Consider the following 25,284-nt stretch of genomic DNA (forward strand, 5'->3'; position numbering starts at 1 on the left):
CGGGAACGCGGGTCCGGTGCGTGAGCCGGCGCCCCGCCCTGCCATCGGCAGGGCCTACCGGGACAACATCAGAGAGGATCGAGCGCGTGAGCAAGCGCCTGAATTCGAAGCACAAGATCGACCGCCGTCTCGGCGTCAACCTCTGGGGCCGCCCGAAGAGCCCCCTGAACAACCGCGAATACGGCCCGGGCCAGCACGGCCAGCGGCGCAAGAAGCCGACCGACTTCGGCACGCAGCTGATGTCCAAGCAGAAGCTGAAGGGCTACTACGGCAACCTCGGCGAGAAGCAGTTCCGCCGCCTGTTCGAGGAGGCCGTGCGCCGCAAGGGCGACACCGGCGAGAACCTGATCGGCCTGCTGGAGCGCCGCCTGGACACCATCGTGTACCGGCTGAAGTTCGTGCCGACCGTGTTCGCCGCCCGCCAGATCGTCAACCACGGCCATATCCTGGTGAACGGCAAGCGCGTCAACGTCCCCTCCTACCAGGTCAAGGAGGGCGACGTGATCGAGGTCAAGCAGAAGTCGCGTGAGCTGGCCCTGATCCTGGGCGCCATCGCCTCGGCCGAGCGCGATGTGCCGGACTATCTCGAGGCCGATCATGGCGCCCTCAAGGGCAAGCTGGTGCGCACCCCGGCCCTGGCCGACGTGCCGTACCCGGTCCAGATGGAGCCGAACCTGGTGGTCGAGTTCTACAGCCGCTGATCCCGGTCGGCTGTCGCCAAGCAGAAGGGGCGCCCTTGGGCGCCCCTTCTTCGTTTCAGCCGACGCCGTGGCGCGGGGCCACCGGCAGTCTCGCACGCCGGGTGGCGTCGATGGTGAACAGGGCGAGGCCGGCCCAGATGAAGGCGAAGGTCACCAGCGTGGCCGGCCGCAGCGGCTCCTCGAACACCAGCGTGGCCAGGACCAGGTTGATGCTCGGCGCCAGATACTGCAGCAGCCCGACGGTCGACAGGGGCAGGTGCCGGGCCCCGATCATGTACAGCACGATCGGCATCCCGGTGATCACGCCGGAGGCCATGAGCGCCAGCGACATGGCCCAGCCTTCGCCGCCGGCCATGACCGGGCCGAAGGCGCCCGCGCCCTGGCCCCACAGCCACAGCAGATAGGCCAGGCAGACCGGCAGCAGGAAGCCGGTCTCGACCATCAGCCCGACGAAGGGGTCGATCTTCTCGCGCTTGCGGATCAGGCCGTAGAAGCCCCAGGTCGAAGCCAGGATCAGCGCGATCCAGGGGACCTCGCCGGCGCCGATCACCGAGACCAGGACGCCGGCTGCGGCCAGGCCGACCGCGACGACCTGCATCCGGCCCAGCCGCTCCCCCAGGAAGGCGACGCCGAGCAGGACATTGACCAGCGGGCTCAGATAGTAGCCGAGAGCCGACTGCACCAGATAGCCATTCAGCACGGCCCAGATGAAGACGCTCCAGTTCGTGGTCACCAGCGCGGTGGTGGCGAGATAGGTGAGGAAACGGCGGCGGCTGCGCACCACGTCGCGGATCTCGTGCAGCCGCCCCAGGGCCAGCAGCAGCAGGCCCAGAATGACGACGCTCCACAGGATCCGGTGCGCCACGATCTGCCAGGCGCCGATATGCTCGACCGCCTTGAAGTAGAGCGGCGCGAAGCCCCAGATCAGGAAGGCGCCCAGCGCCGCTCCGGCCCCGAGGCCGGCGCGGCTGCGGCTGGAAGAAGCATCGACGGCCATGATCGTCCCGGTTCTGATTCAGGCCCGACGATAGCCGGCTGCCTCGGCCGCGGCGAAGCGGCCTTCGGCCGGCCGGCCGGCATGGCTGCCCTGCGGTCAGCCGCCCGGGACGAGTAGCGTCAGCGGCCACAGATAAGCCTGGCCCAGCACCAGCAGCCCGATCAGCACCGCCAGCGCGATCGAGTGGAAGAAGACATAGCGCAGGATGTCGCCCTCATGCCCGTACCAGCGGGTGGCGGTGGAGGCGACGACGATGCTCTGCGCATCGATCATCTTGCCCATGACGCCGCCGGAGCTGTTGGCCGCCGCCATCAGCACCGGGTTGAGGCCGAGCTGCTGCGATGTCACCTTCTGCAGCCCGCCGAACAGGACGTTGGAGGAGGTGTCGGATCCGGTCAGGGCGACGCCGAGCCAGCCCAGCAGGGTGCCGAACACCGGGTACAGCCAGCCGGTGGCGGCGAAGGCCAGGCCCAGCGTCGCATCGGTGCCGGAGTAGCGGGTGACGTAGCCGAGCGCCAGCATGCAGGCGATGGTCAGCAGCGAATAGCGCACCAGCCACAGCGTCCGGCCATACATCCGGATCAGGCCGGCCGGGGAGTAGCCCATGGCAAAGCCGGCGATCACGGCGGCGATCAGGATGCCGGAGCCGGTGGCCGACAGCCAGTTCAGGTTGTAGACCGCCTTCTCGACCTCCGCCGCCGCCACCACCGGCGGCACCTTCTGCACCAGCTGGTGCAGGCCGCTGACCGGCAGGGAGATCAGCGAGACCCCGTCCAGCGCTGCCTTCACCTGCGGCAGCCCCCACAGGAAGACGCAGATACTGAGGATGACCCAAGGCAGCCAGGCGCGGACCACTGCGCCGGCCTCGGGGGTCGGATGGTCCTGAACCTCGTTCTCGGCCGCGGTGCCGTCGCGCCCGGTGCCGAGCCAGAGCCGCTGCGGGTGCCAGGCGCGCAGGAACAGCGCCAGCAGGCTCATCGACACGATCGCGGCCACCACGTCGACCAGCCAGGGGCCGTGATAATTCGAGACCAGGAACTGCGGCACGGCGAAGGCGATGCCGGCGACCAGCAGCGCCGGCCAGACCTCGACCATGCCGCGGAAGCCGCAGAAGGCCCAGATCAGCCAGAACGGCACGATGACCGAGAACAGCGGCAGCTGCCGGCCGACCATGGCGCTGAGCTGCAGCAGGTCGAGCCCGGTGACCGCGGCCAGCGCCACCAGGGGCGTGCCCAGGGCGCCGAAGGCCACCGGCGCGGTGTTGGCGATCAGCGACAGGCCGGAGGCGGCGAGCGGCGCGAAGCCGAGGCCGATCAGCATCGCCCCGGTCACCGCCACCGGCGTGCCGAAGCCAGCCGCGCCCTCGAAGAACGCGCCGAAGGAGAAGGCCACCAGCACCAGCTGCAGCCGGCGGTCGCGGGTAATGCCTGCGATCGAGTCCTTGAGGATCTCGAACTCTCCCTTCTCCTTGGTCAGCTGGTACAGGAAGATGACATTGAGAATGATCCAGCCGATCGGCAGCAGCCCGTAGGCCGCCCCGTAGGCGGCAGCCATCCCGGCCATCTGCGCCGGCATGCCGAAGCCGAGGATGGCGACGGCGAGCGAGGTGAGGAGGCCGAGAAGCGCGGCGACATGCGCCTTGATCTTGAACAGGCCGATGCCGCCGAGCAGCACGACGATCGGAATGGCGGCGACCAGCGTCGAGGCCGCCATGCTGCCGAATGGATCATAGACCTGCGACCACATCCCCCGCTTCCCTTTGTCGGACGTTTTGTTGCCGAAAGGCTGCGGGGCAGACGGACGGGTTGTCAAATCATCCCTGGCAGGCGGCCGGAAGGCTGTCTTTCTTCCTGAGAAAGGACGCTCGTCGGACTTGCCGTCCGAGCTCGAATCAGCGCGCAACGCGGCGCGTCAACATCGCCTCCTTATTAGGCCAAGGAAGGGGCTGAATGCCGGCCGGGAGCCGGCCGGTCTCGAGATCACCGCGCGACGGCCCGGGCCCCGACCTGCAGGGCCCGGCCGGCGCCGATGCCGGCGAGGGCGGCGACGCTGCCGATGGCGAGGACGAACAGCCCCGCCGCCGTCCAGCCGCCGGTCCAGTCGTGCAGCAGGCCGATCAGCAGCGGCCCGCCGGAGGCCAGGGTGTAACCGACGCCCTGCGACATCGAGGAGAGATGGGCCGCGACATGGGCGTCCGGCGTGCGCAGCACCACCAGCGTCAGCGCCACGGCGAAGGCGGCGCCCTGACCGATGCCGAGCAGCACGATCCAGAGCCAGACGGTGCCGAGCGGCGCGAAGATGCAGCCCCACAGCCCGGCGACCGACAGCACCATGCACAGCAGGGCGGCCAGCCGCTGGTCGCGGCCGCGGGTCGCCAGCGACGGCGCCACCAGGGCGGCTGCGACCTGCACCATGATTGAGACCGAGACCATGATCCCGGCGGTCACGCCCTCGACGCCGCGATCGCGCAGGATCGGGGCCAGCCAGCCGAAGACGCTGTAGGCCAGAGCGGACTGCAGCCCCATGAACAGCGTCACCTGCCAGGCCAGCGGGTCGGTCCACAGGCCGCGCACGGTGAAGCCGGCGTGGGCGGCCAGCCCCCGGCGCGGCGGGATCTGGGTCAGCCAGACCAGCGCCGCGATCACGGCGGGCAGGGCCCAGAAGGCCAGGGCCGCGGCCCAGGATCCGTCGGCGGCGCGGGCGAGCGGCAGGGTGGTGCCGGCGGCGACGGCGGCGCCGGCGCACAGCGCCATGGTGTAGACCCCGGTCATCAGCGGCGCCTTGTCCGGGAAGTCGCGCTTGACGATGCCCGGCAGCAGCACGTTGGTAACGCCGATGCCGGCCCCGGCCAGGATGGCGCCCAGCAGCAGGGCAGGGGGCGTGCCCAGGCCGCGCAGCGCGGTGCCGACCGCCAGCACCAGCAGCAGCGCCAGCACCGCCCGCTCGGTGCCAAGCCGCCGGCTGATCCGCGGGGCCAGCACGCCGAACAGGCCGAGGCAGACCACCGGCGCCGTCGTCAGCAGGCTGGCGCCGCCGGCGGACAGGCCGGTGTCGGCGATGATCTCCTTCAGCACCGGCCCCAGGCTCGACAGCGCCGGGCGCAGATTCAGCGCGATCAGGACCAGGCTGACGACCAGCAGCCACCCGGCCTTGAGCGGCGTGGCCGGCGCCGGGACGTCATCGACCTCGCAGTCGATCAGCAGCTCGTCGGCCAGGTCGGGTGGCACGGCTCGGGCCTTCCGATCCTGCTCGGCTGTCGACACCACGGGCATCCTCCTGACCATGAAACGACGTCCGCCCCGGTCGGGTCGCGGGGCGGTTGGCCGCCATTCTGGACCGGAGTGGGGCGTCGTCGCCCGCCCCTCCTCGTCATGCCAGGGTCCAGGGCTCGGCATGGCCGGGACCAGGGCTCGCCGAAAGCTCAATCATCAGACAAGGGTCTGCTAGACTGCGGCTTCGGGGAGAGAGGTCATGGCGGCTTCGCCGATCGCCGTAAAGCTGGTTGCGCCGCGGCCGAGTCACATCGTCCGGCGGCCTCGCATTCTCGAGGCCATGGATCGGGGCCTGCGGGCCGGCTGCTGCTGGGTGGCGGCGCCGGCGGGCTACGGCAAGACCACGGCCGCCATCGACTATCTCCGCGACCGGCGGGTGCCGCATCTGTGGTATCGCGTCGACGAGGGCGACCAGGACATCGCCAACTTCTTCCACTTCCTCGGGCACGCCCTGCCGGCCAGCCGGTCCCGCCGGCTACCGGTGTTCGGCCCGGAATACGCCGATCAGCCCGAGGCCTTCGCCCGCCGGTTCTTCCAGGCCTTCCTCACCCGGCTGCGGCCCGGCACGGTGCTGGTGCTCGACGACCTCCACCGGGCGGAGGCGGCGCGCTTCCGCGGCATACTGCCGGTGCTGCTGCAGGAGCTGCCGCGGACGCTGCGCTGCCTGTGCCTGGCACGCACCCTGCCGCCCGCCGAGCTGGCCACGCTTAGGCGCCGCGGCGTGATCGTGCTGATCGACCAGGCCGACCTCGCCTTTTCGGACGGCGAAGCGCGCGAGCTGGTGACGGCCCACATGCTGCGCGCCGCATCGGCCGTCGATGTGGAAGCGGCCCGGGGCTGGGCGGCCGGGCTGGTGCTCCTGGCGGAAGCCGGCATCGCCGTGGATCCCGGGGCCAGGGCGATGGCGGCGGATCCGCTCCGCGGCGAGGGCGCGATGCTCGACATGCTGGGGGCGCAGCTCTTCGATACGCTGCCGGCCGCCGAGCAGGACGTGCTGCTGAAGCTGAACCTGCTGCCGGAGATCACCGCCGAGCTGGCGACGGCGATGGCGGGATCGGACCGGGCGCGCGCGCTGCTCGAGCGCCTGCATCAGCGGCAGCTCCTGGTCGCGCGCGGCGAGACGGTCCAGCCGGTGTTCACCCTGCACGATCTGCTGCGCAGCTTCCTGGACGATCGCTTCGCCCGCCGTGTGCCGGGGGAGGAGCAGGCGCGGCTGCGGATCCGGGCCGCGACGGTGCTCCGCGACGCCGGGCGCATCGAGGATGCGATCGACCTGGCCCTGCAAGGCCGGGCCTGGGAGCTTGCCCGCGGGCTGATGACCGGCCATGCCGAAGCCGTTCTGGCCCAGGGCCGGCGCGCGACCTTTGCCGATTGGTGCGCGCGGCTTCCCGAGGACGCGTTCGACGGCTGGCTGTGCTACTGGGCGGGCGTCGCCGCGATGCCGGATGATGGCGCGGCGGAGGCGTGGCTGTCCCGGGCGTGGGACGCTTTCGACCGCGATGGCGATGCGCGCGGCCGCTGCCTCGCCGTGGCGCGCGCGATCCTGGTCAAGACCGACAGCTGGCGCACGCATCACGGGCTGGCCGATTGGACCCGCCGCGCCTTCGCGCTGCTGGATGCGGGGCTGCCGGAGCTGCCGGCCGATGAGCATCTGCTGGTCCGGGTCGGTCTGCTGCGGGCCTGCGTCTACGCCGATGACTATCGCCGCGGCATTCAGGCCGCGGGCCGGCTGGTGGAGCAGCTGGTCGCGCGGCTGGCGACGCGCCAGGCCGGCGATTCGCCGACCTCGCGCGTGCATGCCAGCCAGATCCTGATCGAGCATGCAGGCTCGACCGGCAACGCAGAGCTGTTCGAGACGGCCGTCGACAGCGTGGCGGAGGATCTGCGCGACCCCGCCGTGTCGCCCTGGGTGCTCGGCCTCTGGCTGGTCGATTTCGGCGCGGTCCGGGGGCGCTACTTCTTCCCCTACGCCCGGCGCGGCTTCCCCTATGCCGAGGCGGAGGACGCCTTGCGCGCGGCCATTGCCATCGGCGAGCGCGAGGCGCTGCGCGGGGTGGAGTTCGGCGGCCTCTACCATCTGCAATTGCAGAAAAAGCTGCGCAACGACTGGGAAGAGTTCGCCGGGCTGGTCGACCGCCTGGCGCAGATCGCGGACAGCCGCTACACGACCCAGGTCGCCGTGGTGGCGGACTGCCAGGCCGCCATGCACACCCGCCTGGGCAACCTCCCCGAGGCCCGCCGGGCCTGTGACCGCTTCATGGCCGCGATCGAGGCGGCGGGTGAGCCGCCGATCGAGCGCTGGCCGCATTTCATCACCCTGTTCCAGGTGCTGCTGGCCGACGGCAAGCCGGCGGAGGCGGCCGCGTTCCTCGAGGCGCGCCTGCCCCTGTTCGACGGCGCGGTGCTGCGGCGCACCGAGGCCTGCGTGCTGATCGCCCGGGCCCTGGAGGCCAAATCGGCCGGACACGCCGGATATCCCGAACGGCTCCGGGACGCGATCGGGGTCCTGCGGGCCACCGGCTGGTCGGCGGTCCTGCCGAACCTGCCGCTCCTGCTGGCGGAACTCTGTGCCGACGCACTCGATGACGGCGTCGAAACCGAGTTCTGCCGCTCGTTGATCGGGCTGCGCCGATTGCCGCCGCCGCAACGCCGCCCGGCGCGCTGGCCCTGGGCGCTGGGCATCCATGTCCTGGGCGGGTTCCGCCTCGAGCGGGAAGGGGTGCCGCTGGATCCCGGACCGAAGCCGCCGACGCGGTCGCTCGACATCCTGCGCGCCTTGGCCCTGGCGCGGGACCACAGCTGCCGCGTCGAGGAGCTGCAGGACTGGTTCTGGCCGGATGCGGACGGCGACCGGGCGCGGGCCGCCTGCGAGCAGGCGCTCCACCGGCTGCGCCGGCTGCTCGGCCGGGCCGATCTGGTGCTGCAGCGGGAGGGCAGGCTGCGCCTGGCGGCGGATAAGGTCTGGGTCGACCTGGACGATTGGGAGCACCGTCTCCGTCAGGCCGCGGTCGCCGACGGTGCCAGGCCGGATCTCGACCATCTGGTCTTTAGCTTCCCGGGGCCGGTGCTGTCGCACGGGGGCGATGCCGCATGGTCGTTGCCGGCCGCCGACCGCCTGCGCGACCGGTTCCTCGACCTGGCGCTGCATCTCGGCCGGCGGCATGAGCAGCGGGGCGATCCCGACCGTGCCCGGGCCCTGTATCTGCATGCGCTTGATCTCTATCCGGACTCGGCCCGGATCCACGAGGCGCTGATCCGCGGCCGCCTGGCGCAGGCCGACATGGCCGGTGCCCTCGACGACTATGAGCGCTACGAACGGATGCTGCGGGTGACGCCCGGCGCCGTTCCCTCCGCCGCGATCCACGGTCTGGTGAAGCCGCTGCTGCGGCCCGTCTAGTCGGCGCCGAATCGAACAAATCGATAAAAATGCAGTTTCGCCCGCCATCGCGCACCCCTCGTCCGGGTGGTGCCGAACACGCAGCCTCGCGGCAGGCTTGAGCGCAGCTCTTCAGGCGTCGGCGAACCGTCCGTGCGTGCCCGGCAGCCTTCGGACATCCGAAGCATGGCGCCGCGCCGGGGGATCGGCCGGGAGATCGCGAAGTTTGAACAGAAGGCAGAATTCTCATGGCCTATATTCCAGGCACTTTCGGGGACGATACCCTGTCCGGGACCAGCGACGCCGACACCATCGACGGCCAGGCGGGCAATGACACGCTGTTTGGCCTGGCCGGTGACGACACCCTCAATGGCGGGGCCGGCACCGACCACTTGTACGGGGGCTTCGGCGACGATCGGATCGAGACTGGCGGGGGCGGCGGCGACTATGGCGACTACGGCTATGGCGGCGACGGTGCCGATACCCTGGTCGGGTCGAGCGATTTCGACAGCCTCTATGGCGATGCCGGCAATGACACGATCCATGGCCACTACGGCGACGACAGGATCTATGGCGGTGCCGGCGACGACATGATGAACGGCGGCAGCGGCGACGACTATATCAGCACCGGCTTCGGCATCGACATTGTCGACGGCGGCGCCGGCACCGACCTGCTCTATGTCGACCATCGCGGCACCACCACCGGGACCAGCTTCACCTTGAACGGCGCCGCCGGCAGCGACGGCAGCCAGGCGATCAACATGGAGCTGATGACCTACTACGCCGGGTCGGGCAACGACATCATCACCGGGGCCGACAGCTACGACACGATCTTCGGCTATGAGGGCGACGACATCCTGAACGGGGCGGGTGGCATCGACCTCCTCGCCGGCGGCATCGGCGCCGACACGCTCGATGGCGGCGACGGCAACGATGAACTGCAGGGAATGGACGGCAACGACGTCCTCCGCGGCGGCGCCGGCACCGACACGGTCTATGGCGCCGGCGGCGACGACCGGATCGAGACCGGCGGGGGCGGAGGCGACAGAGGCTATGGCGGGGACGGCATCGACGCTCTCATCGGGTCGGTCGACTCCGAGAGCCTCTACGGCGATGCCGGCAACGACACGCTCACGGGGGCTGCGGGCAACGACTGGCTCTATGGCGGTGCCGATACAGACATTCTCCGGGGCGATGCCGGGGCCGATTACCTCGACGGCGGCGCCGGAACCGACACCGCCAGCTACTTCACCGGCTCGGTCGGGGTTGTGGTCAGCCTGACGACCGGCACCGGCAGCGGCGGCGATGCCCAGGGTGACGCCCTGTACAACATCGAGAATGTCAGCGGCAGCCAGGGCTATGACATCCTGGTGGGGAACGGCGACGCCAATACCCTGCAGGGCTGGAACGGCAACGATGGGCTCGCGGGCGGCGACGGCAATGACGTGCTCACGGGCGGTGCCGGCAAGGATACGCTCACCGGCGGTGCCGGGGCCGACCGCTTCGTCTATGGCAGCATCGCCGAGAGTCCGGTTGGGGCCAATGCCGACCGGATCACCGATTTCAGCCAACTCCAGGTCGACCTGATTGATCTGTCGGCGATCGACGCCAACATCGGCGTGGCCGGCAATCAGGCCTTCGCCTTCGTCGGCACCGCGCTCTACACCGGCGTCGCCGGGCAGCTCCGTTACGCCGTGACCAACGGCGTCACCACCATCGCTGGCGACATCAATGGTGACAAGGTCACCGACTTTCATATCACCCTGACCGGCGCCATCACATTGGCGGCGGCCGACTTCGCGCTGTAGCCGTCGGCGGCGGACCGGCATGAAATGCCCGTTCCGGAAGGAGCGGGCATTCTTGTCCGGTTCAGACGGTCCGGGGCTGCTGCGCCCCGTCCAGGCAAGCCGAATCGAGGAAATCGAACAAAATACACGTTCGCCCGCCGTTGCGCACCCCCCGTTCGGCTGATGCGGAACACCCCCGCTTCACGGCAGGCTTGAGCACTCCTCTTCAGGCTCAGCGATCCGTCAGCGCGCCTCGGGCATTGAAAGCGTAGCGCCGCGCCGGGGCCGGCCGGAAGATCATTCGGTTTGAACAGAAGGCATAGTCACGATGGCGATTATTCCAGGAACTCCCGGCAACGACCCCCTGAATGGGACCGCCAGCGCCGACACGATCGACGGTCTGGCAGGCGACGACACGCTACAGGGATATGCGGGCAACGATATTCTCCGCGGCGGCACCGGCCGGGACTACATGTATGGCGGCGACGGCGACGACCGGATCGAGACCGGGGGCGGTGGCAGTGACTACGGGTCCGGCGGCGACGGCAACGACACCCTGATCGGGTCGGCCGACGCAGAGAGCCTGTACGGCGATGCCGGCAACGACACGATCACCGGGGCGGCCGGCAACGACACGCTTTACGGCGGCGCCGGCAACGACAACCTCGGCGGCGGCGATGGCGACGACTACATCTCGACCGGCATCGGCGTCGACATCGTCGACGGCGGCGCCGGCACCGACACGCTCTATGTCGACCGCAGCAGCACCACGACGGGGGCCAGCTTCACCCTGAACGGCGCCGCCGGCAGCGACGGCAGCCGGGCGATCAACATGGAGCTGATGACCTATTACGCCGGGTCGGGCAACGACACCATCACCGGGGCCAGCGGCAACGACACGATCTACGGCTATGACGGCACCGATGTCCTGAACGGTGCCGCCGGCAACGACAGTCTCAACGGTGGAAACGGCGCCGACACGCTCACCGGCGGCGATGGCGACGACAGCCTGTCGGGGAATGACGGCAACGACATCCTCCGCGGTCTCGCCGGCCGGGACTACCTCTATGGCGGCATCGGCGACGACCGGATCGAGACCGGCGGTGGCGGCAGCGATTACGGTTCCGGCGGCGACGGCAAGGACCTCATGATCGGGTCGGCCGATTCCGAAACCCTCTATGGCGAGGCCGGCAACGACACGATCTATGGTTACGCCGGCAATGACTGGATCTATGGCGGCGCCGATAACGATGCGATGAGCGGCGGTGACGGCGACGACTACATCAGCACCGGCATCGGCGCCGACATTGTCGACGGCGGGATCGGCACGGACACGCTCTATGTCGACCGCAGCACCACCACCACAGGTGTGAGCTTCACCCTGAACGGCGCCGCCGGCAGCGACGGCAGCCGGACCGTCAACATGGAGCTGATGACCTATTACGCCGGCACGGGCAACGACACCATCACCGGGGCCGGCGGCAACGATGCGATCTATGGCGGCGACGGCACCGACACCCTGAACGGGGCCGCCGGCAACGACAATCTCAACGGGGGCGCCGCCAACGACACGCTCGGCGGCGGCGACGGCGACGACAGCCTGTCGGGGAACGACGGCAACGACATCCTCCGCGGCCTCGCCGGCCGGGATTACCTGTATGGCAACGCCGGCGACGACCGGATCGAGACCGGCGGTGGCGGCGGCGACTACGGCTACGGCGGCGACGGCGCCGATACGCTGGTCGGATCGGCCGATTCCGAAAGCCTCTACGGCGATGCCGGCAACGACACGATCTATGGCTATGCCGGCAACGACTGGATCTATGGCGGCGCCGACAACGATGCCATGAGCGGCGGCGACGGTGACGACTACATCAGCACCGGCATCGGCGTCGACATCGTCGACGGCGGCGCCGGCATCGACACGCTCTATGTCGATCGCACCACCACCACCACCGGGGTCACCTTCGTCCTGAACGGCGCCGCCGGCAGCGACGGCAGCCGGGCGATCAACATGGAGCTGATGACCTACTACGCCGGCACGGGCAACGACAGCATCGCCGGCGGTACGGGCAACGACGCCATCTATGGCGGCGACGGGACCGACGCCCTGAATGGGGCGGCGGGCAACGACAATCTCAGTGGCGGTGCCGCCAACGATACGCTCGGTGGCAGCACCGGCGACGACAGCCTGTCGGGGAACGACGGGAACGACATTCTCCGCGGCGGCGCTGGCCGGGATTACATGTACGGCAACGCCGGCAACGACCAGATCGAGACCGGCGGTGGCGGCGGCGACTACGGCTATGGCGGCGACGGCACCGACGCTCTCATCGGGTCGGTCGATTCCGAGAGCCTCTACGGTGATGCCGGCAACGACACGCTCACGGGGGCAGCGGGCAACGACTGGCTCTACGGCGGCGCCGACAATGACGTCCTGCGGGGCGATGCCGGGGCCGACTACCTCGACGGCGGTGCCGGCACCGATACCGCCAGCTACTACACCGGCTCCGTCGGGGTCGTGGTCAATCTGGCAACCGGCACCGGCAGCGGCGGCGACGCCCAAGGCGACACGCTGTACAACTTCGAGAATGTCAGCGGCAGCCAAGGCAATGACAGCCTGGTCGGGAACGCCGGCGCCAATATCCTGCAGGGCTGGAACGGCAATGACGCACTCACGGGAGGTGTTGGCAAGGACACGCTCACCGGCGGTGCCGGGGCTGATCGCTTCGTCTATGGCAGCATCGGCGAGAGCGTTGTCGGGGCGGATGCCGACCGGATCACCGATTTCAGCCACGCCCAGACCGACCGTATCGACCTGTCGGCGATCGACGCCAACACCGGCGTGGCCGGTAACCAGGCCTTCAGCTTCATCGGCACCGGCCTCTTCACCGGCGTCGCCGGGCAGCTCCGTTACGCCGCGAGCGGCGGCATCACCACCATCGCCGGCGACGTCAACGGTGACAAGGTCACCGACTTCCACATCACCTTGACCGGCGCCATCGCCCTGGCGGCCGCCGATTTCGTACTGTAGCGGCCACCCCGGGCCGACATGACAATGCCCGCCCCGGAAGGGGCGGGCATTTTTGTCAAGACGCCCGGGCCGGCGTCAGCCCTGGGCGGCGACGGCGATGCCCTTGCTCTCCAGCAGTTCCTGCAGCTCGCCGGTCTGGAACATCTCGCGGATGATGTCGCAGCCGCCGACGAACTCGCCCTTGACGTAGACCTGCGGGATGGTCGGCCAATTCGAGAAGTCCTTGATGCCCTGGCGCAGGCCGGGGTCGGTCAGGACGTCGATGCCCTTGAACGGCACGCCGAGATGGGTCAGCACCTGCACCACCGCGGCGGAGAAGCCGCATTGCGGAAACACCGGCGTCCCCTTCATGTAGACGACGACGTCGGTGCCGGCGATGTCGCCGCGAATGCGCTCGAAGACGGGATTGTCCATGGGAAACTCGCTCAGCTGAGGGTCAGGCTTCGGCGGCGGAGGTGTGCAGCATCAGCGCGTGCAGCTCGTTGCCCATCCGGCCGCCCAGGGCCTGATAGACCATCTGATGCTGCTGCACGCGGCTCTTGCCGGTGAAGGCGGGGCTGGTGACATAGGCGGCGTAGTGGTCGCCATCGCCGCGCAGATCCTCGATCCGCACCTCGGCGCCAGGCAGCCCCTCCTTGATCAGGCGGACGATCTCCGCCGGGTCCATCGCCATCTCTACGCCTCTCCCGCCTGCACGATATCCGTCATGTAGTCCGGCAGCCACGCCTCGTTGACGCGGCGCAGCTCAGCCACGGATATGGCCCCGCCATCCTTGCGCTTCAACACGTCGCCGCCGGTGCGGCCGATGATCCGCGCCGGAACGCTCGCGGCCCGGGCCCGCGCCAGCAGCGCCTCGCCGTCGTCCGTGGTCACCAGATAGCGGCCCTGGTCCTCGCCGAACAGCAGGCCGGCCTCGGCCGGCAGGTCGACTTCGCCGCCGATCCGGCCGGCCATCGCCATCTCCGCCAGCGCGACGTAGAGGCCGCCGTCGGACAGGTCGTGGCAGGCGGTCACCGAGCCGTCCTGGATCAGCGCCCGCACCAGGTCGCCGTTGCGCCGCTCGGCCCCCAGGTCGACCGGCGGCGGCGCGCCGTCCTCGCGGCCATGGATCTCGCGAGCGTACAGCGACGCACCAAGATGACCCTTGGTTTCGCCAATCAGGACAATGGCTTCGCCGGCGTTCTTGAGGCCGAGCCGGACATGGCGCCCGCCGTCCTCGATCAGCCCGACGCCGCCGATCGCCGGGGTCGGCAGGATGGCCTCGCCCGAGGTCTCGTTGTAGAGCGAGACGTTGCCGGAAACGACCGGGAAATCAAGCGCTTCGCAGGCGGCCTTCATGCCCTGGATGCAGCCGACGAACTGGCCCATGATCCGCGGCTTCTCGGGGTTGCCGAAGTTCATGTTGTCGGTGATCGCGAGCGGCCGGGCGCCGGTGGCGGTGAGGTTCCGCCAGGCCTCAGCCACCGCCTGGGCGCCGCCGGCCTCGGGGTCGGCGAAGCAGTAGCGTGGCGTGCAGTCGGTGGTGATGGCCAGCAGCTTGCCGGTGCCGTGCACCCGCACCAGCGCCGCATCGGCCTGGCCGGACAGGGCGACGGTGTCGGCCCCGACCTGGCTGTCATACTGCTCCCAGATCCAGCGTTTGGAGGCGAGGTCGGGGCAGGACAGGAGGCGCGCCAGCACCGCTTCCGGCGTCTCCGGCAGCGGCAGGGACGCCGCCGGGATCTCCGGCTGCTTCGGCGTCGGCTCCCACGGCCTGGCATAGTTCGGCGAGGCGTCGACCAGCTCCGCCACCGGCATGTCGGCCCAGACCATGCGGTGCATCTTGATCACCAGGCGGCCGGTGTCGGTGACCCGGCCGATCACCGCGAAATCCAGCTCCCATTTGCGGAAGATCGCCTCCGCCTCGGCCTCGCGGCCGGGCTTCAGCACCATCAGCATCCGCTCCTGGCTCTCCGACAGCATGATCTCGTAGGGGACCATGCCGGTCTCGCGCTGCGGCACCTGGTCGAGGTCCAGCTCGATGCCGCAGCCGCCCTTGCTGGCCATCTCGACCGAGGAGGAGGTCAGGCCGGCCGCGCCCATGTCCTGGATGGCGACGATGGCGTCGGTCGCCATCAGCTCCAGGCAGGCCTCGATCAGCAGCTTCTCGGTGAAGGGATCGCCGACCTGCACGGTCGGGCGCTTCTCCTCCGACGCCTCGTCGAACTCGGCCGAGGCCATGGTGGCGCCGTGAATGCCGTCGCGCCCGGTCTTGGAGCCGACATAGACCACCGGGTTGCCGACGCCGGCGGCCGCCGAATAGAAGATCTTGTCGGCCTTGGCCACGCCCACGGTCATGGCGTTGACCAGGATGTTGCCGCTGTAGGAGGGGTGGAAGTTGGTCTCGCCGCCCACCGTCGGCACGCCGACGCAGTTGCCGTAGCCGCCGATGCCGGCGACCACGCCCGCCACCAGATGCCGGGTCTTCGGGTTGTCCGGGCTGCCGAAGCGCAGCGCGTTCATGTTGGCGACCGGCCGGGCGCCCATGGTGAACACGTCGCGCAGGATGCCGCCGACACCGGTCGCGGCGCCCTGATACGGCTCGATGAAGCTCGGGTGGTTGTGGCTTTCCATCTTGAAGATGGCGGCCTGGCCGTCGCCGATGTCGATCACGCCGGCATTCTCGCCGGGGCCGCAGATCACCCAGGGCGCCTGGGTCGGCAACTGCTTCAGCCAGCGGCGCGAGGATTTGTAGGAGCAGTGCTCCGACCACATCACCGAGAAGATGCCGAGCTCGGTCAGCGTCGGCATCCGGCCCATGATCTGCTGGGTCAGGGCGAATTCGTCGGCGGTCAGGCCGAACTCCGCCGCCAGCGCCTGCGTGACCTCGGGTTCCCCTGGGTGGTGGGGGGCGGGGGCGTTGGACGGATAAGTCATGAAAGGATCTGCGCCAGGCCTTCGAACATGGCGCGGCCGTCGGTGTTGCCGTGCTCCGGCTCCGCGGCGCGCTCGGGGTGGGGCATCATGCCGAGCACCCGTCGGTTCTCGGACAGGATGCCGGCGATGTCGTTCAGGCTGCCGTTCGGGTTGCCGCGGCCGTCCTCGTCCGCGATGTAGCGGAAGGCGACACGGTCCTCGTCCTCCAGCCGCTTCAGCGTGTCCGGGTCGGCGAAGTAGCAGCCGTCATGATGCTGGATCGGGATGCGCACCGTCTGCCCGGCGTTGTAGCCGCGGGTGAACGGGCTGTTCGAGGTCTCGACCCGCATCGCCACGGTGCGGGAGACGAATTTCAGGCCGGCGTTGCGCAGCAGGGCGCCGGGCAGCAGCCCCGCTTCGGTCAGGATCTGGAAGCCGTTGCAGATGCCGAGGGTCGGCACGCCGCGGGCCACCGCCTGCCGGATCGCGCCCATGATCGGCGACTGCGCCGCCATGGCGCCGGAGCGGAGATAGTCGCCATAGGAGAAGCCGCCGGGGATGGCAATCAGGTCGACGGACGGCAGCTCGGTGTCGCGGTGCCAGACCATATGGGTCGGCCGTCCGGTCGCGTGGGAGAGTGCCACGGCGAGGTCTCGGTCGGCGTTCGATCCCGGGAAGACGATGACGGCGGCTTGCATGGCCGGGATGTAGCGGTCCCGCCGGGCCTTGGCAAGGGCGCCGCGGGCTGTGCTGGCATGCGCGCCGCCGCGGCCTCTGGTCGATGCCGGGTGGCAGGGTCGGCGACAAAGAAAAACCGGATCCGCGCAGGCGGATCCGGTCCAGCAGGGGTCAGTCGCAGGGAGGCTTCAGATCACAGGCGAAGAAGCAGGTCGCGCGGGTCGCTGGCGGCCGCCGCGCCGTCGATGCCGATGTCGCGCAGCATGTGGTCGTCCAGCGCCTCGACCGGCAGCCGGGCGCTGCGGCGGGCGCCCAGCGTGGCCGCGGCGGCGCCGATCAGGGCCCGCAGCCCGGAGCGGCCGGTCGGCAGGGTGGCGCGATGCTGGATCGCAGCGTGGTCGGTGCAGGCGGTCGTCATGGCATCTTCCCTTCCGTCGGGGCGTTTGGTCGGTCATCGGGAATGCCCTGAAGATCGGATTCTGGAGAACAAACCGCAAACAGGATATTCTCGTGGGTGTTATAAGAGAATCTATCGACCCGGATCCGACGAGGGGGAGCCATGCGCCGTCGCCTGCCGCCGCTGAACGGCATCCGCGCCTTCGAGGCCGCGGCCCGCCACGAAAGCTTCACCCGTGCCGCCGAGGAACTGGCCGTCACCCAGGCCGCGGTCAGCCAGCAGGTCCGCCGGCTGGAGGACTGGCTCGGCACCAAGCTGTTCCACCGCACCGAGGGCGGGCTGGAGCTGACCGAGGTGGGCCGCAGCTACCTGCCGGTGCTGCGCGACGCCTTCGACGCCATCGCCGAGGCCACGTCCCGCATCCGGCCGCCGCCGCATTCCGGCATCCTGACGGTCTCGTCGATGCCGTCCTTCATCCGCAAATGGCTGGTATCGCGGATGCCGCTCTTCGCCGAGCAGCATCCGGAGATCGACGTCAATCTCGACGCCGAAGCCCGCCTGGTCGACTTCGCCCGGGACAATGTCGACTGCGCCATCCGGCTCGGCCGCGGCGCCTGGGAAGGGGTGGTGGCGGAGAAGCTGTTCTCCGAGAATACCTTCCCGGTGTGCAGCCCGGCGCTGGTCGAGGCCGGCCTCTCCACGGTCGAGGATCTGCGCCGCTTCCGGCTGCTGCACGATGAGACGCTGGTGCAGTGGAAGCATTGGCTGCGGGCGGCGGGGATGGAGGATCTCGGCTGGGTCCGCGGCCCGCGGACGCAGGATTCGGCGCTGCTGATCCAGATGGCGATCGAAGGGCAGGGCGTGGCGCTGGCGCAGCGGGTGCTGGTGATGGACGATCTGCGCGCCGGCCGACTGGTGCGCCCGTTCGAGATCTCGCTCAAGAGCGACAACGCCTACTACTTCGTGGCGCCGCCGAACGCCCTCAACCGTCCGCTGGTGCGGGCCTTCCGCGACTGGCTGTTCGCCGTGGCGGCGGAGGTCGAGGGGGCCCCCGAGGTCGCGGCGGCGTGAGCGGTCATTCCCGCCAGAACGGCTTGCGGCGCATGGTCTCGACCTGGTCGCGGCGCAGGCCGAGATCGGCCAGGGTCTCGTCGTCCATGCGCTGCATCCGGCCGCGCGCCTCGATCCGGGCGCACCACAGCGCCGGCAGGGCCGCGACGCGGCGCAGCAGGGCAAGGAGGGGGTTCGGCCGCCGGCGCGGTGGCGCGCGGCGCTCGTCGATGCAGCAGCTGGTCATTTGATGCGGTCCTGATCGGAGGTGGGATCAGGGGTCGACCCGTGCCTTCAAGATCGGTCCTGGCGGCCGCGGCCGCAAACGGGATAGTCTGGCCCTAGCCCAACAAAAATTTGGCCTGAAGGGAGGCCTGCCGGAATGGGTTGGCGATTGCCGCCGCTGAACGGCGTGCGGGCCTTCGAGGCGGCGGCACGGCATCGCAGCTTCACCCGCGCCGCGGCCGAGCTGTCGGTGACCCAGGCCGCGGTCAGCCAACAGGTGCGCCGGCTGGAGGACTGGCTTTCGGTCAGGCTGTTCCATCGCCGCGAGAACAGCCTGGAGCTGACCGAGGCCGGCCGCATCTACCTGCCGCTGGTCAGCGCCGCCCTGGCCGGCATCGCCGACGCCACGGCGCAGATCGCGCCGGGCCGCGCGGCCGGCGTGCTCACCATCAGCACCACCCCATCCTTCGCCGCGAAATGGCTGACGGCGCGCCTGCCGGGCTTCACGGCGGCGCATCCCGATATCGATGTCAACGTCACGGCGTCGCTCCACCGGGTGGATCTCGAGGGCGGCGAGGCGGATTGCGCCATCCGCTGGGGCCAGGGCGGCTGGGAGGGGCTGGCGTGCGACCGTCTGTTCGCGGAGGACAGCTTCCCGGTGTGCAGTCCGGCGCTGCGGGACGGGTCGCCGGGGCTCCGCACGCTCGACGACCTGCGCCGGCACACCCTGCTGCACGACCAGTCCCTGGCGCCCTGGCGCGACTGGCTGCGCGCCGTCGGCATGCAGGATGTCGACTGGGTGCGCGGGCTGCGGGTCAGCGATTCCTCCCTGACCATCCAGGCGGCGGTCGAAGGGCAGGGAGTGGCGCTCGTGGTGTTCTCCCTGGTGGCCGATGACTTGGCGGCGGGGCGGCTGGTGCGGCCGCTCGACCTCTCGGTGCAGAGCCTGGCCAGCTATCACTTCGTCGCCACGACGCGGGCGCTGCGCCGGCCGATCGTGCGGGCATTCCGCGACTGGATCGTCGCCGCCGCGGCCGCGACCACTCTGGCGCCGCGGGAGCCGGTCACGTCGTCGCGTCTCGCCGATTGAGCCTGCGCTGCGCCTTGTCGGGCGCCGCCCTCCGAACCATCTGCCATCCGACGCAACGATCGGAGGACAGGCGCGTGATCGATCCGAAGAAGCTGTTCGAGGATTTCCTGGGCGGCGGCGCGAAGCAGCCGGGCGGCCCCGGCGGCAAAGGCTCCGGCCTGTCCGGCAATCTCGGGACGCTGGCCACAGGCGCTGTCGGCGGCGGGGTGATCGGCCTGCTCCTCGGCTCGAAGAAGTTCCGCAAGCTCGGCGGCACGGCGCTCGGCTACGGCGGTGCCGCGGTGCTGGGCGGCCTCGCCTACAAGGCCTGGCAGGACTGGTCGGCCAAGCGGGCGCCGGCCCCGGCCCAGCCGCCGGTGCAGCAGCCGATCCCCCTGCCGCCGCCGCGCAGCCCGTTCGACCTGGAGACCCAGAGCGCCGCGGGCGGCGGCGACGCCCGCATTGCCGTGGTGCGGGCGATGATCGCCGCGGCCAAGGCCGACGGCCATATCGACGCGACGGAGCAGCGGGCCCTGTTCGACCGTATGGGCCAGCTCAACCTGGACACGGAGGAGAAGGCCTTCGTGATGGACGAGCTGGCCAAGCCGCTCGACATCGCGGCGATCGCGGCCCTGGCGGCGACGCCGGAGCAGGCGGCGGAGATCTGGCTGGCCTCGCGCCTGGCGATCGACCCGGACGACCCGCGCGAGAAGGCCTATCTCGACGACCTGGCGGTGCGGCTGAAGCTGCCCGAGGGGCTGACCGCCCATCTGGAGGCGCAGGCGGCCGCGGTCGGCTAGGAAGGGCGCCCCCCTTCACTGTCATGCCCGGGCTTGACCCGGGCATCCAGAAGGTCTCGACGCTCTCTGGATTGCCGGGTCAAGCCCGGCAATGACAAAACGGGGAGGGCGTCGCCTCAGGCCACCAGGTCGATCGTGTAGCTCTCGGTGACCGGGTTGGCCAGCAGCTTGCGGCACATCTCGTCGAGGCGCGCCTTGGCCTGGGCCGCATCCGTAGCGGCGATCTCGACCTCGATCACCTTGCCCTGCCGCACCTCGCCGACCTCGTCGAAGCCGAGGCCCTGCAGGGAATGGCCGATCGCCTTGCCCTGGGTGTCCAGGACACCGGGCTTCAGCATGACGTGGATGCGCGCTTTCATGGGGCGACCTGGCTCTCGCGGATGTCGACGACACTTCCTTCCGGCAGGATGCCGAGGCGTCGGGCCACTTCCTGATAGGCCTCGAGGACGCCGCCGAGATCCTGGCGGAAGCGATCCTTATCGAATTTCTCGTTGGTCTGCACGTCCCACAGACGGCAGTTGTCCGGGCTGATCTCGTCGGCCAGGACGATCCGCATCTCGTCGTTCTCGTCGTACAGGCGGCCGAATTCGAGCTTGAAGTCGACCAGCTTGAGGCCGATGCCGAGGAACAGTCCGGTGAGGTAGTCGTTCACCCGCAGCGACAGTGATACGATGTCATCGAGGTCCTGGGCGTTGGCCCAGCCGAAGGCGGTGATGTGCTCCTCCGACACCATCGGGTCGTTGAGCTCGTCCGACTTCAGATAGTACTCGATGATCGAGCGCGGCAGCGGCGTGCCCTCGGGCACGTTGAAGCGCTTGGAGAACGAGCCCGCGGCGATGTTGCGCACCACCACCTCGAGCGGGATGATCTCGACCTCGTGGATCAGCTGCTCGCGCATGTTCAGGCGGCGCATGAAATGCGTCGGCACGCCGATCTCGGACAGCCGGGTCATCAGGTATTCGGAGATGCGGTTGTTCAGCACCCCCTTTCCGGAGATCACCGCCTTCTTCTGGCCGTTGTGCGCGGTCGCATCGTCCTTGAAGTACTGGACGATCGTGCCCGGCTCCGGCCCCTCGTACAGGACCTTGGCCTTGCCTTCGTAGATGCGCCTGCGGCGGCTCATGTGGGAACGTCCATGGAACGGTGATGCCAACAGCAAAAGGGGTCGGGGCGCCCCAGGAAGGACGTCCACGCCCGCGCACATATAGCAAGCGCGGGTCCGGTAAACAATTGCGCGCTCCCCTCCGCCTCCGCACGTGACCATGGCGGCCGGAGACGCTATATCCTCGCCATGAGGCGCGCCGCGCCGGCGGACACCGAACCGGCGGGCACTGAAAGGGAATTCGGCATGACCACGTTCGACTCGCGGGCCCAAGCGTTCGAGGCGGAGTTCCAGCACGACCAGGAGCTGCTGTTCCGGATCCACAACCGGCGCAACAAGCTGCTGGGGCTGTGGGCGGCCGAGCTGATGGGCCTGACCGGCGCCGCGGCCGAGTCCTATGCGAAGGAGGTCATCATGTCCGACTTCGAGAAGCAGACCGACGAGGACGTGCACGACAAGGTCTACGCCGACCTGAAGATGCACGACGTCGACCTCTCCGACCATCGGCTGCGCAAGAAGATGGATGCTCTCCTGGCCGTGGCGCGGCAGCAGATCATGACCGAGGCGACGCCGAAGTAGGGTCGGCTGCCTTCACGCATGGAAAAGGGCGGCCGAAGCCGCCCTTTTCTTTGACCAACCGACCGGTCAGCCCTTCACCGCCCCCGCCGTCAGCCCGCTGGTCATGGCGTTGCGGAAGACATAGTAGATCACCGCCGGCGGCACGGCGTAGATCAGCCCGGTCGCCATCAAGAGGTTCCAGGGGGAATCGTCGGCCGACAGGAACAGGCCCAGCCCGACCGACAGCGGCGCCGCCCTTTCGCTCGACAGCAGCAGGAAGGCGTAGAGGTACTCGTTCCAGGCCAGGAGCAGCGCGTAGATGCCGATCGCCACCAGCGACGGGCGCATCAGCGGCAGATAGACCAGGCGGAAGATCTGCATCGGCTTGGCGCCGTCCATGATCGCCGCCTCGTCCAGCTCGCGCGGCAGCTTGTCCGAGGCCTGCTTCAGCACCCAGATGGCATAGGGCGAGGCCAGCGCGATCATCGCCAGGATCAGCGCGGTCTGGGTGTCCAGCAGGCCGTAGGAGCCCATGGTCTTGTACATCGGCACCGCCAGGAAGGCGGCCGGGATCAGATAGGTCGCCAGCGCCAGGTTCATCACCTGGCGGCCGCCCCGCGCCCGCAGCCGGCTGATGGCGAAGGCGGCGCAGGTGGCGACGAACAAGGTCACGACCCCGGTGGTGACCGCGATGAAGAAGCTGTTGCCGAGCTGCAGCCAGAAATTGCTCAGATAATAGTGCTGCTGCCGGAACACCGTGAGGAAGTTGGAGAAGGTCGGCTCCGCCGGCCACAGATCGCCGGCCAGAACCGCATCCTGCGGCGAAATCGCCAGGACGAACAGGTGGTACAGCGGCACCAAGGTCCACAGCACCACCGGGATGGCGATCAGGATCAGGGCCGCCTCGTTCAGCCAGCGCTTCATGCTTCGCCTCCCTTGGACAGGCGCTTCACCATGACGAAGACCAGCGGCAGGACCAGCGGCATGGCGACGATGATCGAGGCGACGCCGAGGTCGAGGTTGTTGTTGCGCAGGTAGCGGATGCCGAGCGTGGCCAGCACCTGGGTGCTGTCGTTCGGGCCGCCGCCGGTCAGGAGATAGACGCTGTTGAAGTCGCCCAGCGTCCAGATCGTCGACAGGATGGTCGAGGTGACGTAGAGCGCCGCCACCGACGGCCAGGTGACGAAGCGGAAGCGCTGCAAGCGCGAGGCGCCGTCGACCGCCGCGGCCTCGTACAGGTCGCGGGAGATGGCGAGGCGCCCGGTCAAGAGGATCAGGGTCCAGAACGGCAGCGACTTCCAGATATGGACCATGACGGCGCCGAAGAAGGCGAGCCACGGGTTGGTCAGCCAGGGCGGGCCTTCGAAGATGCCGAAGAGCCGGAACAGCTGCTGGTTGATCATGCCCGTCTCGGGGTTGAGCATGACCCGGAAGGACAGGATGGTCGGGATCGACGGCACCGCCCAGGGCAGGATGAACAGCACCAGCAGCAGCCGGATCCACCAGCGCGGCACGGCGAAGAAGCCGGACAGGCCGAGCGCAATCGCCATCTTCACATTGACCGCGATCAGCAGGAACAGAACGGTGTTGACCGCCGCGGTCAGGAAGATCGGGTCGGCGAACAGGCGCCGGTAGCTGTCCGGGTTGGCGCCGAGATAGAGGCCGTAGCCGACCGGATAGGCCACCAGCACCAGGAACACGGCGATATAGGGGGCGAGCAGGATCGCCCCCCAGGTCGCCCAGGTGCGGCGATGGCTGCCGCCGGCGGTGGCCGGGATCGCATGGATCGTGGTCGCGGTCATCGGCTGGGTCCTCTCTGAGAAGGGCTGCGGCCCGGCCCGCACGGCAGCTCCGCGCGGGCCGGGCCGGCAGGTCGGTCCTAACCGGCGATTTCCTTGATCCGGGCGATCATCTCATCAACCGCCTGATCGGGCGAGACCCCGTCCTGGACCACGCGGTTCAGCGCCTTGGCCCAGACATTCTCCGCATTCACCGTGGTGAAATGGTAGTTGTAGACGAAGGGGAAGGGCAGGGTGCCCTCGGTGAACTGCTTCGACACCACGGCACGGTGCGGGTCGCTGCCGTCGGTCCAGAACGGCCGGGCGGCGCCGGACTTGGTCACCGGGTACCAGCGCCCGACCGAGCCCTCGACGAAGGGCGTCAGGTTCTCGTCCTTCATCATGAAGGCCATGAACTCCTTGGCCCGGGCCTTGTTCTTGGAGTCGGCGAAGATGACGGCAGTCTTGGTCGCCGCCAGGTTCGGCAGCGTTCCGCCGTCCGGCTTCTTCGGGAACAGGGTGGTGCGGATGTTCTCGTCGTAGTTCTTCTTCGCCTGGGCCCGCTGCGCCTCGCTCAGCGACGGGTTGATCGAATCGTCCAGATGCTTGCTGGGGATCGAGATCGTCGCGTTGTGGGTCAGGACTGTAGTCTTGTTGTGGAAGTTCACATTGTTGTCGGTGTCGAGCCAGTTGACCGTGGAGGGCGGGGTGCAGCCGCGGGTGAAGATCGAGCTGTAGCTCTTCACCGCCTCGATCATCGCCGCCCGGTTCTCCGGCTGGTCGAGCACAATCTTGCCGCTCTCGTCGACGATCTTGACGTTGTAGGCGTTGGCCCAGGTCAGGAAGCTGAAGAAGGTGTCGGAGGCGGCGACGCTCATCGGATGGCCGATGGCGTAGATGCGCTTGCCCTTGCTGCGCAGGGCGCCCTGCACCTTGTCGCACCAGAAGTCCCAGTACTCGTTCCAGGTGGTCGGGATGTCGGCCTCGCTGAAGCCGGCGTCCTGCAGCATGTCCTTCCAATAGAAGATGTGCATGGTCTGGCGTTCGATCGGGAAGGCGTAATAGGCCTTCTGCCCGGTCTTGCCGTTCATCAGGAAGGTGGTGGCCAGCGCGTCGGGCTGGAACTGGTCCTTGATCGGGGTGAGGACGTCGCTGACATCCTCCAGCCGCCCCTCATAGGCCCATTGGCCGGTGGTGCGGAAATCATAGGTGGTGCAGTAGCCGACATCGGGCGGCGTGCCGGCCTCGACCGCGGCGACCGACTTCACGATGCAGTCCTCGGTCGAATACAGCGACAGGTCGACCTTGACGCCGGTCGCCTTCTGATAGCGGTCGATCAGGGCGAGAAGGGCGTCGTCCTCGCCCTTGTAGAATCCCTTGGTGACCCAGACGGTGAGCGTGTCCTGCGCCTGGGCGGGCGCGACAGCGGCGAGACCGAGGGCCAGGGCACAACCCGCCATGAGATGGCGGAGACCGATCTTGGGCATGAAACTTCTCCCAGAGCTGAGGAAAGGGGGCGGCGGCTTGTGCCGTCTTGCTGGTGGCTTCCGAACGGCTGGAAGCGG

22 protein-coding genes are annotated in these 25,284 nt (G+C 69.1%); 8 read left to right on the forward strand and 14 right to left on the reverse strand.

Going from position 1 to position 25,284, the window contains the following annotated elements; genetic code table 11:
• Positions 1-86 precede the first annotated feature (86 nt).
• Positions 87-701: a 30S ribosomal protein S4 gene (gene rpsD / locus KXR53_RS26490; RefSeq protein WP_437378306.1), complete on the forward strand. Its 615-nt coding sequence runs from the start codon at positions 87-89 to the stop codon at positions 699-701.
• A gap of 55 nt (positions 702-756) precedes the next feature.
• On the opposite strand, the gene rarD is transcribed toward rpsD, so the two are convergent.
• The 3 genes from rarD to KXR53_RS26505 form a co-directional block, all read right to left on the reverse strand.
• The gene (rarD, locus tag KXR53_RS26495; protein WP_437378307.1) at positions 757-1,698 is read right to left on the reverse strand and encodes an EamA family transporter RarD; all 942 of its coding nucleotides are present in this window, start codon (positions 1,696-1,698) and stop codon (positions 757-759) included.
• Between the two features lie 96 nt (positions 1,699-1,794).
• Entirely contained in the window at positions 1,795-3,444 is a 1,650-nt protein-coding gene (locus KXR53_RS26500) for an L-lactate permease (protein ID WP_437378308.1), read from the reverse strand.
• 233 nt (positions 3,445-3,677) lie between these two features.
• Positions 3,678-4,964 (reverse strand): CynX/NimT family MFS transporter, encoded by a 1,287-nt coding sequence (locus KXR53_RS26505; protein ID WP_437378309.1) that lies wholly within the window; start codon positions 4,962-4,964, stop codon positions 3,678-3,680.
• A 205-nt stretch (positions 4,965-5,169) separates the two neighbouring features.
• On the opposite strand from KXR53_RS26505, the gene KXR53_RS26510 reads away from it, so the two are divergent.
• The 3 genes from KXR53_RS26510 (at position 5,170) to KXR53_RS26520 (ending at position 13,167) form a co-directional block, all read left to right on the forward strand.
• A complete protein-coding gene (locus KXR53_RS26510; protein ID WP_437378310.1) occupies positions 5,170-8,367 on the forward strand; it encodes a tetratricopeptide repeat protein in 3,198 nt (1,065 codons plus the stop codon).
• A gap of 227 nt (positions 8,368-8,594) precedes the next feature.
• Entirely contained in the window at positions 8,595-10,154 is a 1,560-nt protein-coding gene (locus KXR53_RS26515; RefSeq protein WP_437378311.1) for a calcium-binding protein, read from the forward strand.
• 307 nt (positions 10,155-10,461) lie between these two features.
• Entirely contained in the window at positions 10,462-13,167 is a 2,706-nt protein-coding gene (locus tag KXR53_RS26520) for a beta strand repeat-containing protein (protein ID WP_437378312.1), read from the forward strand.
• 75 nt (positions 13,168-13,242) lie between these two features.
• Here the strand turns inward: KXR53_RS26520 and grxD are convergent, their stop codons facing one another.
• From grxD to KXR53_RS26545, 5 genes are all read right to left on the reverse strand, one after another.
• Entirely contained in the window at positions 13,243-13,581 is a 339-nt protein-coding gene (gene grxD, locus KXR53_RS26525; RefSeq protein ID WP_026870304.1) for a Grx4 family monothiol glutaredoxin, read from the reverse strand.
• 22 nt (positions 13,582-13,603) lie between these two features.
• Complete coding sequence (locus KXR53_RS26530) at positions 13,604-13,840, reverse strand: BolA family protein (protein WP_026870303.1); 237 nt, start codon at positions 13,838-13,840, stop codon at positions 13,604-13,606.
• Positions 13,841-13,842: 2 nt separating this feature from the next.
• Positions 13,843-16,083, reverse strand: coding sequence for a phosphoribosylformylglycinamidine synthase subunit PurL (purL, locus tag KXR53_RS26535; RefSeq protein ID WP_437378313.1), 2,241 nt, complete (start codon positions 16,081-16,083; stop codon positions 13,843-13,845).
• Positions 16,080-16,760 carry a phosphoribosylformylglycinamidine synthase subunit PurQ gene (gene purQ, locus KXR53_RS26540; RefSeq protein ID WP_437378314.1) on the reverse strand — a complete coding sequence of 227 codons (681 nt, stop codon included), beginning with the start codon at positions 16,758-16,760 and terminating at the stop codon, positions 16,080-16,082. The genes purL and purQ overlap by 4 nt, the downstream gene beginning before the upstream one ends.
• A gap of 173 nt (positions 16,761-16,933) precedes the next feature.
• On the reverse strand, positions 16,934-17,158 hold the full coding sequence (locus KXR53_RS26545) for a hypothetical protein (RefSeq protein ID WP_437378315.1): 225 nt from the start codon (positions 17,156-17,158) through the stop codon (positions 16,934-16,936).
• A 141-nt stretch (positions 17,159-17,299) separates the two neighbouring features.
• Here KXR53_RS26545 and KXR53_RS26550 point away from each other — a divergent pair, with 141 nt between their 5' ends.
• The gene (locus tag KXR53_RS26550; RefSeq protein ID WP_437378316.1) at positions 17,300-18,208 is read left to right on the forward strand and encodes a transcriptional regulator GcvA; all 909 of its coding nucleotides are present in this window, start codon (positions 17,300-17,302) and stop codon (positions 18,206-18,208) included.
• Between the two features lie 4 nt (positions 18,209-18,212).
• On the opposite strand, the gene KXR53_RS26555 is transcribed toward KXR53_RS26550, so the two are convergent.
• Positions 18,213-18,434: a DUF1127 domain-containing protein gene (locus tag KXR53_RS26555; protein WP_437378317.1), complete on the reverse strand. Its 222-nt coding sequence runs from the start codon at positions 18,432-18,434 to the stop codon at positions 18,213-18,215.
• 135 nt (positions 18,435-18,569) lie between these two features.
• Here KXR53_RS26555 and gcvA point away from each other — a divergent pair, with 135 nt between their 5' ends.
• Both gcvA and KXR53_RS26565 read left to right on the forward strand, forming a co-directional pair.
• Positions 18,570-19,502 carry a transcriptional regulator GcvA gene (gene gcvA, locus KXR53_RS26560; protein ID WP_437378318.1) on the forward strand — a complete coding sequence of 311 codons (933 nt, stop codon included), beginning with the start codon at positions 18,570-18,572 and terminating at the stop codon, positions 19,500-19,502.
• Between the two features lie 74 nt (positions 19,503-19,576).
• The gene (locus KXR53_RS26565; RefSeq protein ID WP_437378319.1) at positions 19,577-20,281 is read left to right on the forward strand and encodes a tellurite resistance TerB family protein; all 705 of its coding nucleotides are present in this window, start codon (positions 19,577-19,579) and stop codon (positions 20,279-20,281) included.
• Between the two features lie 116 nt (positions 20,282-20,397).
• Here KXR53_RS26565 and purS read toward each other — a convergent pair whose 3' ends face one another.
• Positions 20,398-20,640 (reverse strand): phosphoribosylformylglycinamidine synthase subunit PurS, encoded by a 243-nt coding sequence (purS, locus tag KXR53_RS26570; RefSeq protein WP_437378320.1) that lies wholly within the window; start codon positions 20,638-20,640, stop codon positions 20,398-20,400.
• Positions 20,637-21,404, reverse strand: coding sequence for a phosphoribosylaminoimidazolesuccinocarboxamide synthase (gene purC, locus KXR53_RS26575; RefSeq protein WP_026870296.1), 768 nt, complete (start codon positions 21,402-21,404; stop codon positions 20,637-20,639). Before purC ends, purS begins: the two co-directional genes overlap by 4 nt.
• A 225-nt stretch (positions 21,405-21,629) precedes the next feature.
• On the opposite strand from purC, the gene KXR53_RS26580 reads away from it, so the two are divergent.
• Positions 21,630-21,962 (forward strand): DUF1476 domain-containing protein, encoded by a 333-nt coding sequence (locus KXR53_RS26580; protein WP_437378321.1) that lies wholly within the window; start codon positions 21,630-21,632, stop codon positions 21,960-21,962.
• A gap of 66 nt (positions 21,963-22,028) precedes the next feature.
• Here KXR53_RS26580 and KXR53_RS26585 read toward each other — a convergent pair whose 3' ends face one another.
• The 3 genes from KXR53_RS26585 to KXR53_RS26595 form a co-directional block, all read right to left on the reverse strand.
• Positions 22,029-22,865, reverse strand: coding sequence for a carbohydrate ABC transporter permease (locus KXR53_RS26585; protein ID WP_437378322.1), 837 nt, complete (start codon positions 22,863-22,865; stop codon positions 22,029-22,031).
• A complete protein-coding gene (locus tag KXR53_RS26590) occupies positions 22,862-23,743 on the reverse strand; it encodes a carbohydrate ABC transporter permease (RefSeq protein ID WP_437378323.1) in 882 nt (293 codons plus the stop codon). Before KXR53_RS26590 ends, KXR53_RS26585 begins: the two co-directional genes overlap by 4 nt.
• 77 nt (positions 23,744-23,820) lie before the next feature.
• Positions 23,821-25,206: an ABC transporter substrate-binding protein gene (locus KXR53_RS26595; RefSeq protein ID WP_437378324.1), complete on the reverse strand. Its 1,386-nt coding sequence runs from the start codon at positions 25,204-25,206 to the stop codon at positions 23,821-23,823.
• Positions 25,207-25,284: the final 78 nt, after the last annotated feature.

Source organism: Inquilinus limosus, from assembly GCF_051487185.1.
Classification (GTDB): Bacteria; Pseudomonadota; Alphaproteobacteria; order DSM-16000; family Inquilinaceae; genus Inquilinus; species Inquilinus limosus_F.

Coding starts and splice junctions, on each gene's coding strand:
- rarD (WP_437378307.1), bottom strand. CDS start 1,698: ATGGCCGTCGATGCTTCTTCCAGCCGCAGCCGCGCCGGCCTCGGGGCC.
- KXR53_RS26500 (WP_437378308.1), bottom strand. CDS start 3,444: ATGTGGTCGCAGGTCTATGATCCATTCGGCAGCATGGCGGCCTCGACG.
- KXR53_RS26510 (WP_437378310.1), top strand. CDS start 5,170: ATGGCGGCTTCGCCGATCGCCGTAAAGCTGGTTGCGCCGCGGCCGAGT.
- KXR53_RS26515 (WP_437378311.1), top strand. CDS start 8,595: ATGGCCTATATTCCAGGCACTTTCGGGGACGATACCCTGTCCGGGACC.
- KXR53_RS26520 (WP_437378312.1), top strand. CDS start 10,462: ATGGCGATTATTCCAGGAACTCCCGGCAACGACCCCCTGAATGGGACC.
- grxD (WP_026870304.1), bottom strand. CDS start 13,581: ATGGACAATCCCGTCTTCGAGCGCATTCGCGGCGACATCGCCGGCACC.
- KXR53_RS26530 (WP_026870303.1), bottom strand. CDS start 13,840: ATGGCGATGGACCCGGCGGAGATCGTCCGCCTGATCAAGGAGGGGCTG.
- purL (WP_437378313.1), bottom strand. CDS start 16,083: ATGACTTATCCGTCCAACGCCCCCGCCCCCCACCACCCAGGGGAACCC.
- purQ (WP_437378314.1), bottom strand. CDS start 16,760: ATGCAAGCCGCCGTCATCGTCTTCCCGGGATCGAACGCCGACCGAGAC.
- KXR53_RS26545 (WP_437378315.1), bottom strand. CDS start 17,158: ATGACGACCGCCTGCACCGACCACGCTGCGATCCAGCATCGCGCCACC.
- KXR53_RS26550 (WP_437378316.1), top strand. CDS start 17,300: ATGCGCCGTCGCCTGCCGCCGCTGAACGGCATCCGCGCCTTCGAGGCC.
- KXR53_RS26555 (WP_437378317.1), bottom strand. CDS start 18,434: ATGACCAGCTGCTGCATCGACGAGCGCCGCGCGCCACCGCGCCGGCGG.
- gcvA (WP_437378318.1), top strand. CDS start 18,570: ATGGGTTGGCGATTGCCGCCGCTGAACGGCGTGCGGGCCTTCGAGGCG.
- purS (WP_437378320.1), bottom strand. CDS start 20,640: ATGAAAGCGCGCATCCACGTCATGCTGAAGCCCGGTGTCCTGGACACC.
- purC (WP_026870296.1), bottom strand. CDS start 21,404: ATGAGCCGCCGCAGGCGCATCTACGAAGGCAAGGCCAAGGTCCTGTAC.
- KXR53_RS26580 (WP_437378321.1), top strand. CDS start 21,630: ATGACCACGTTCGACTCGCGGGCCCAAGCGTTCGAGGCGGAGTTCCAG.
- KXR53_RS26585 (WP_437378322.1), bottom strand. CDS start 22,865: ATGAAGCGCTGGCTGAACGAGGCGGCCCTGATCCTGATCGCCATCCCG.
- KXR53_RS26590 (WP_437378323.1), bottom strand. CDS start 23,743: ATGACCGCGACCACGATCCATGCGATCCCGGCCACCGCCGGCGGCAGC.
- KXR53_RS26595 (WP_437378324.1), bottom strand. CDS start 25,206: ATGCCCAAGATCGGTCTCCGCCATCTCATGGCGGGTTGTGCCCTGGCC.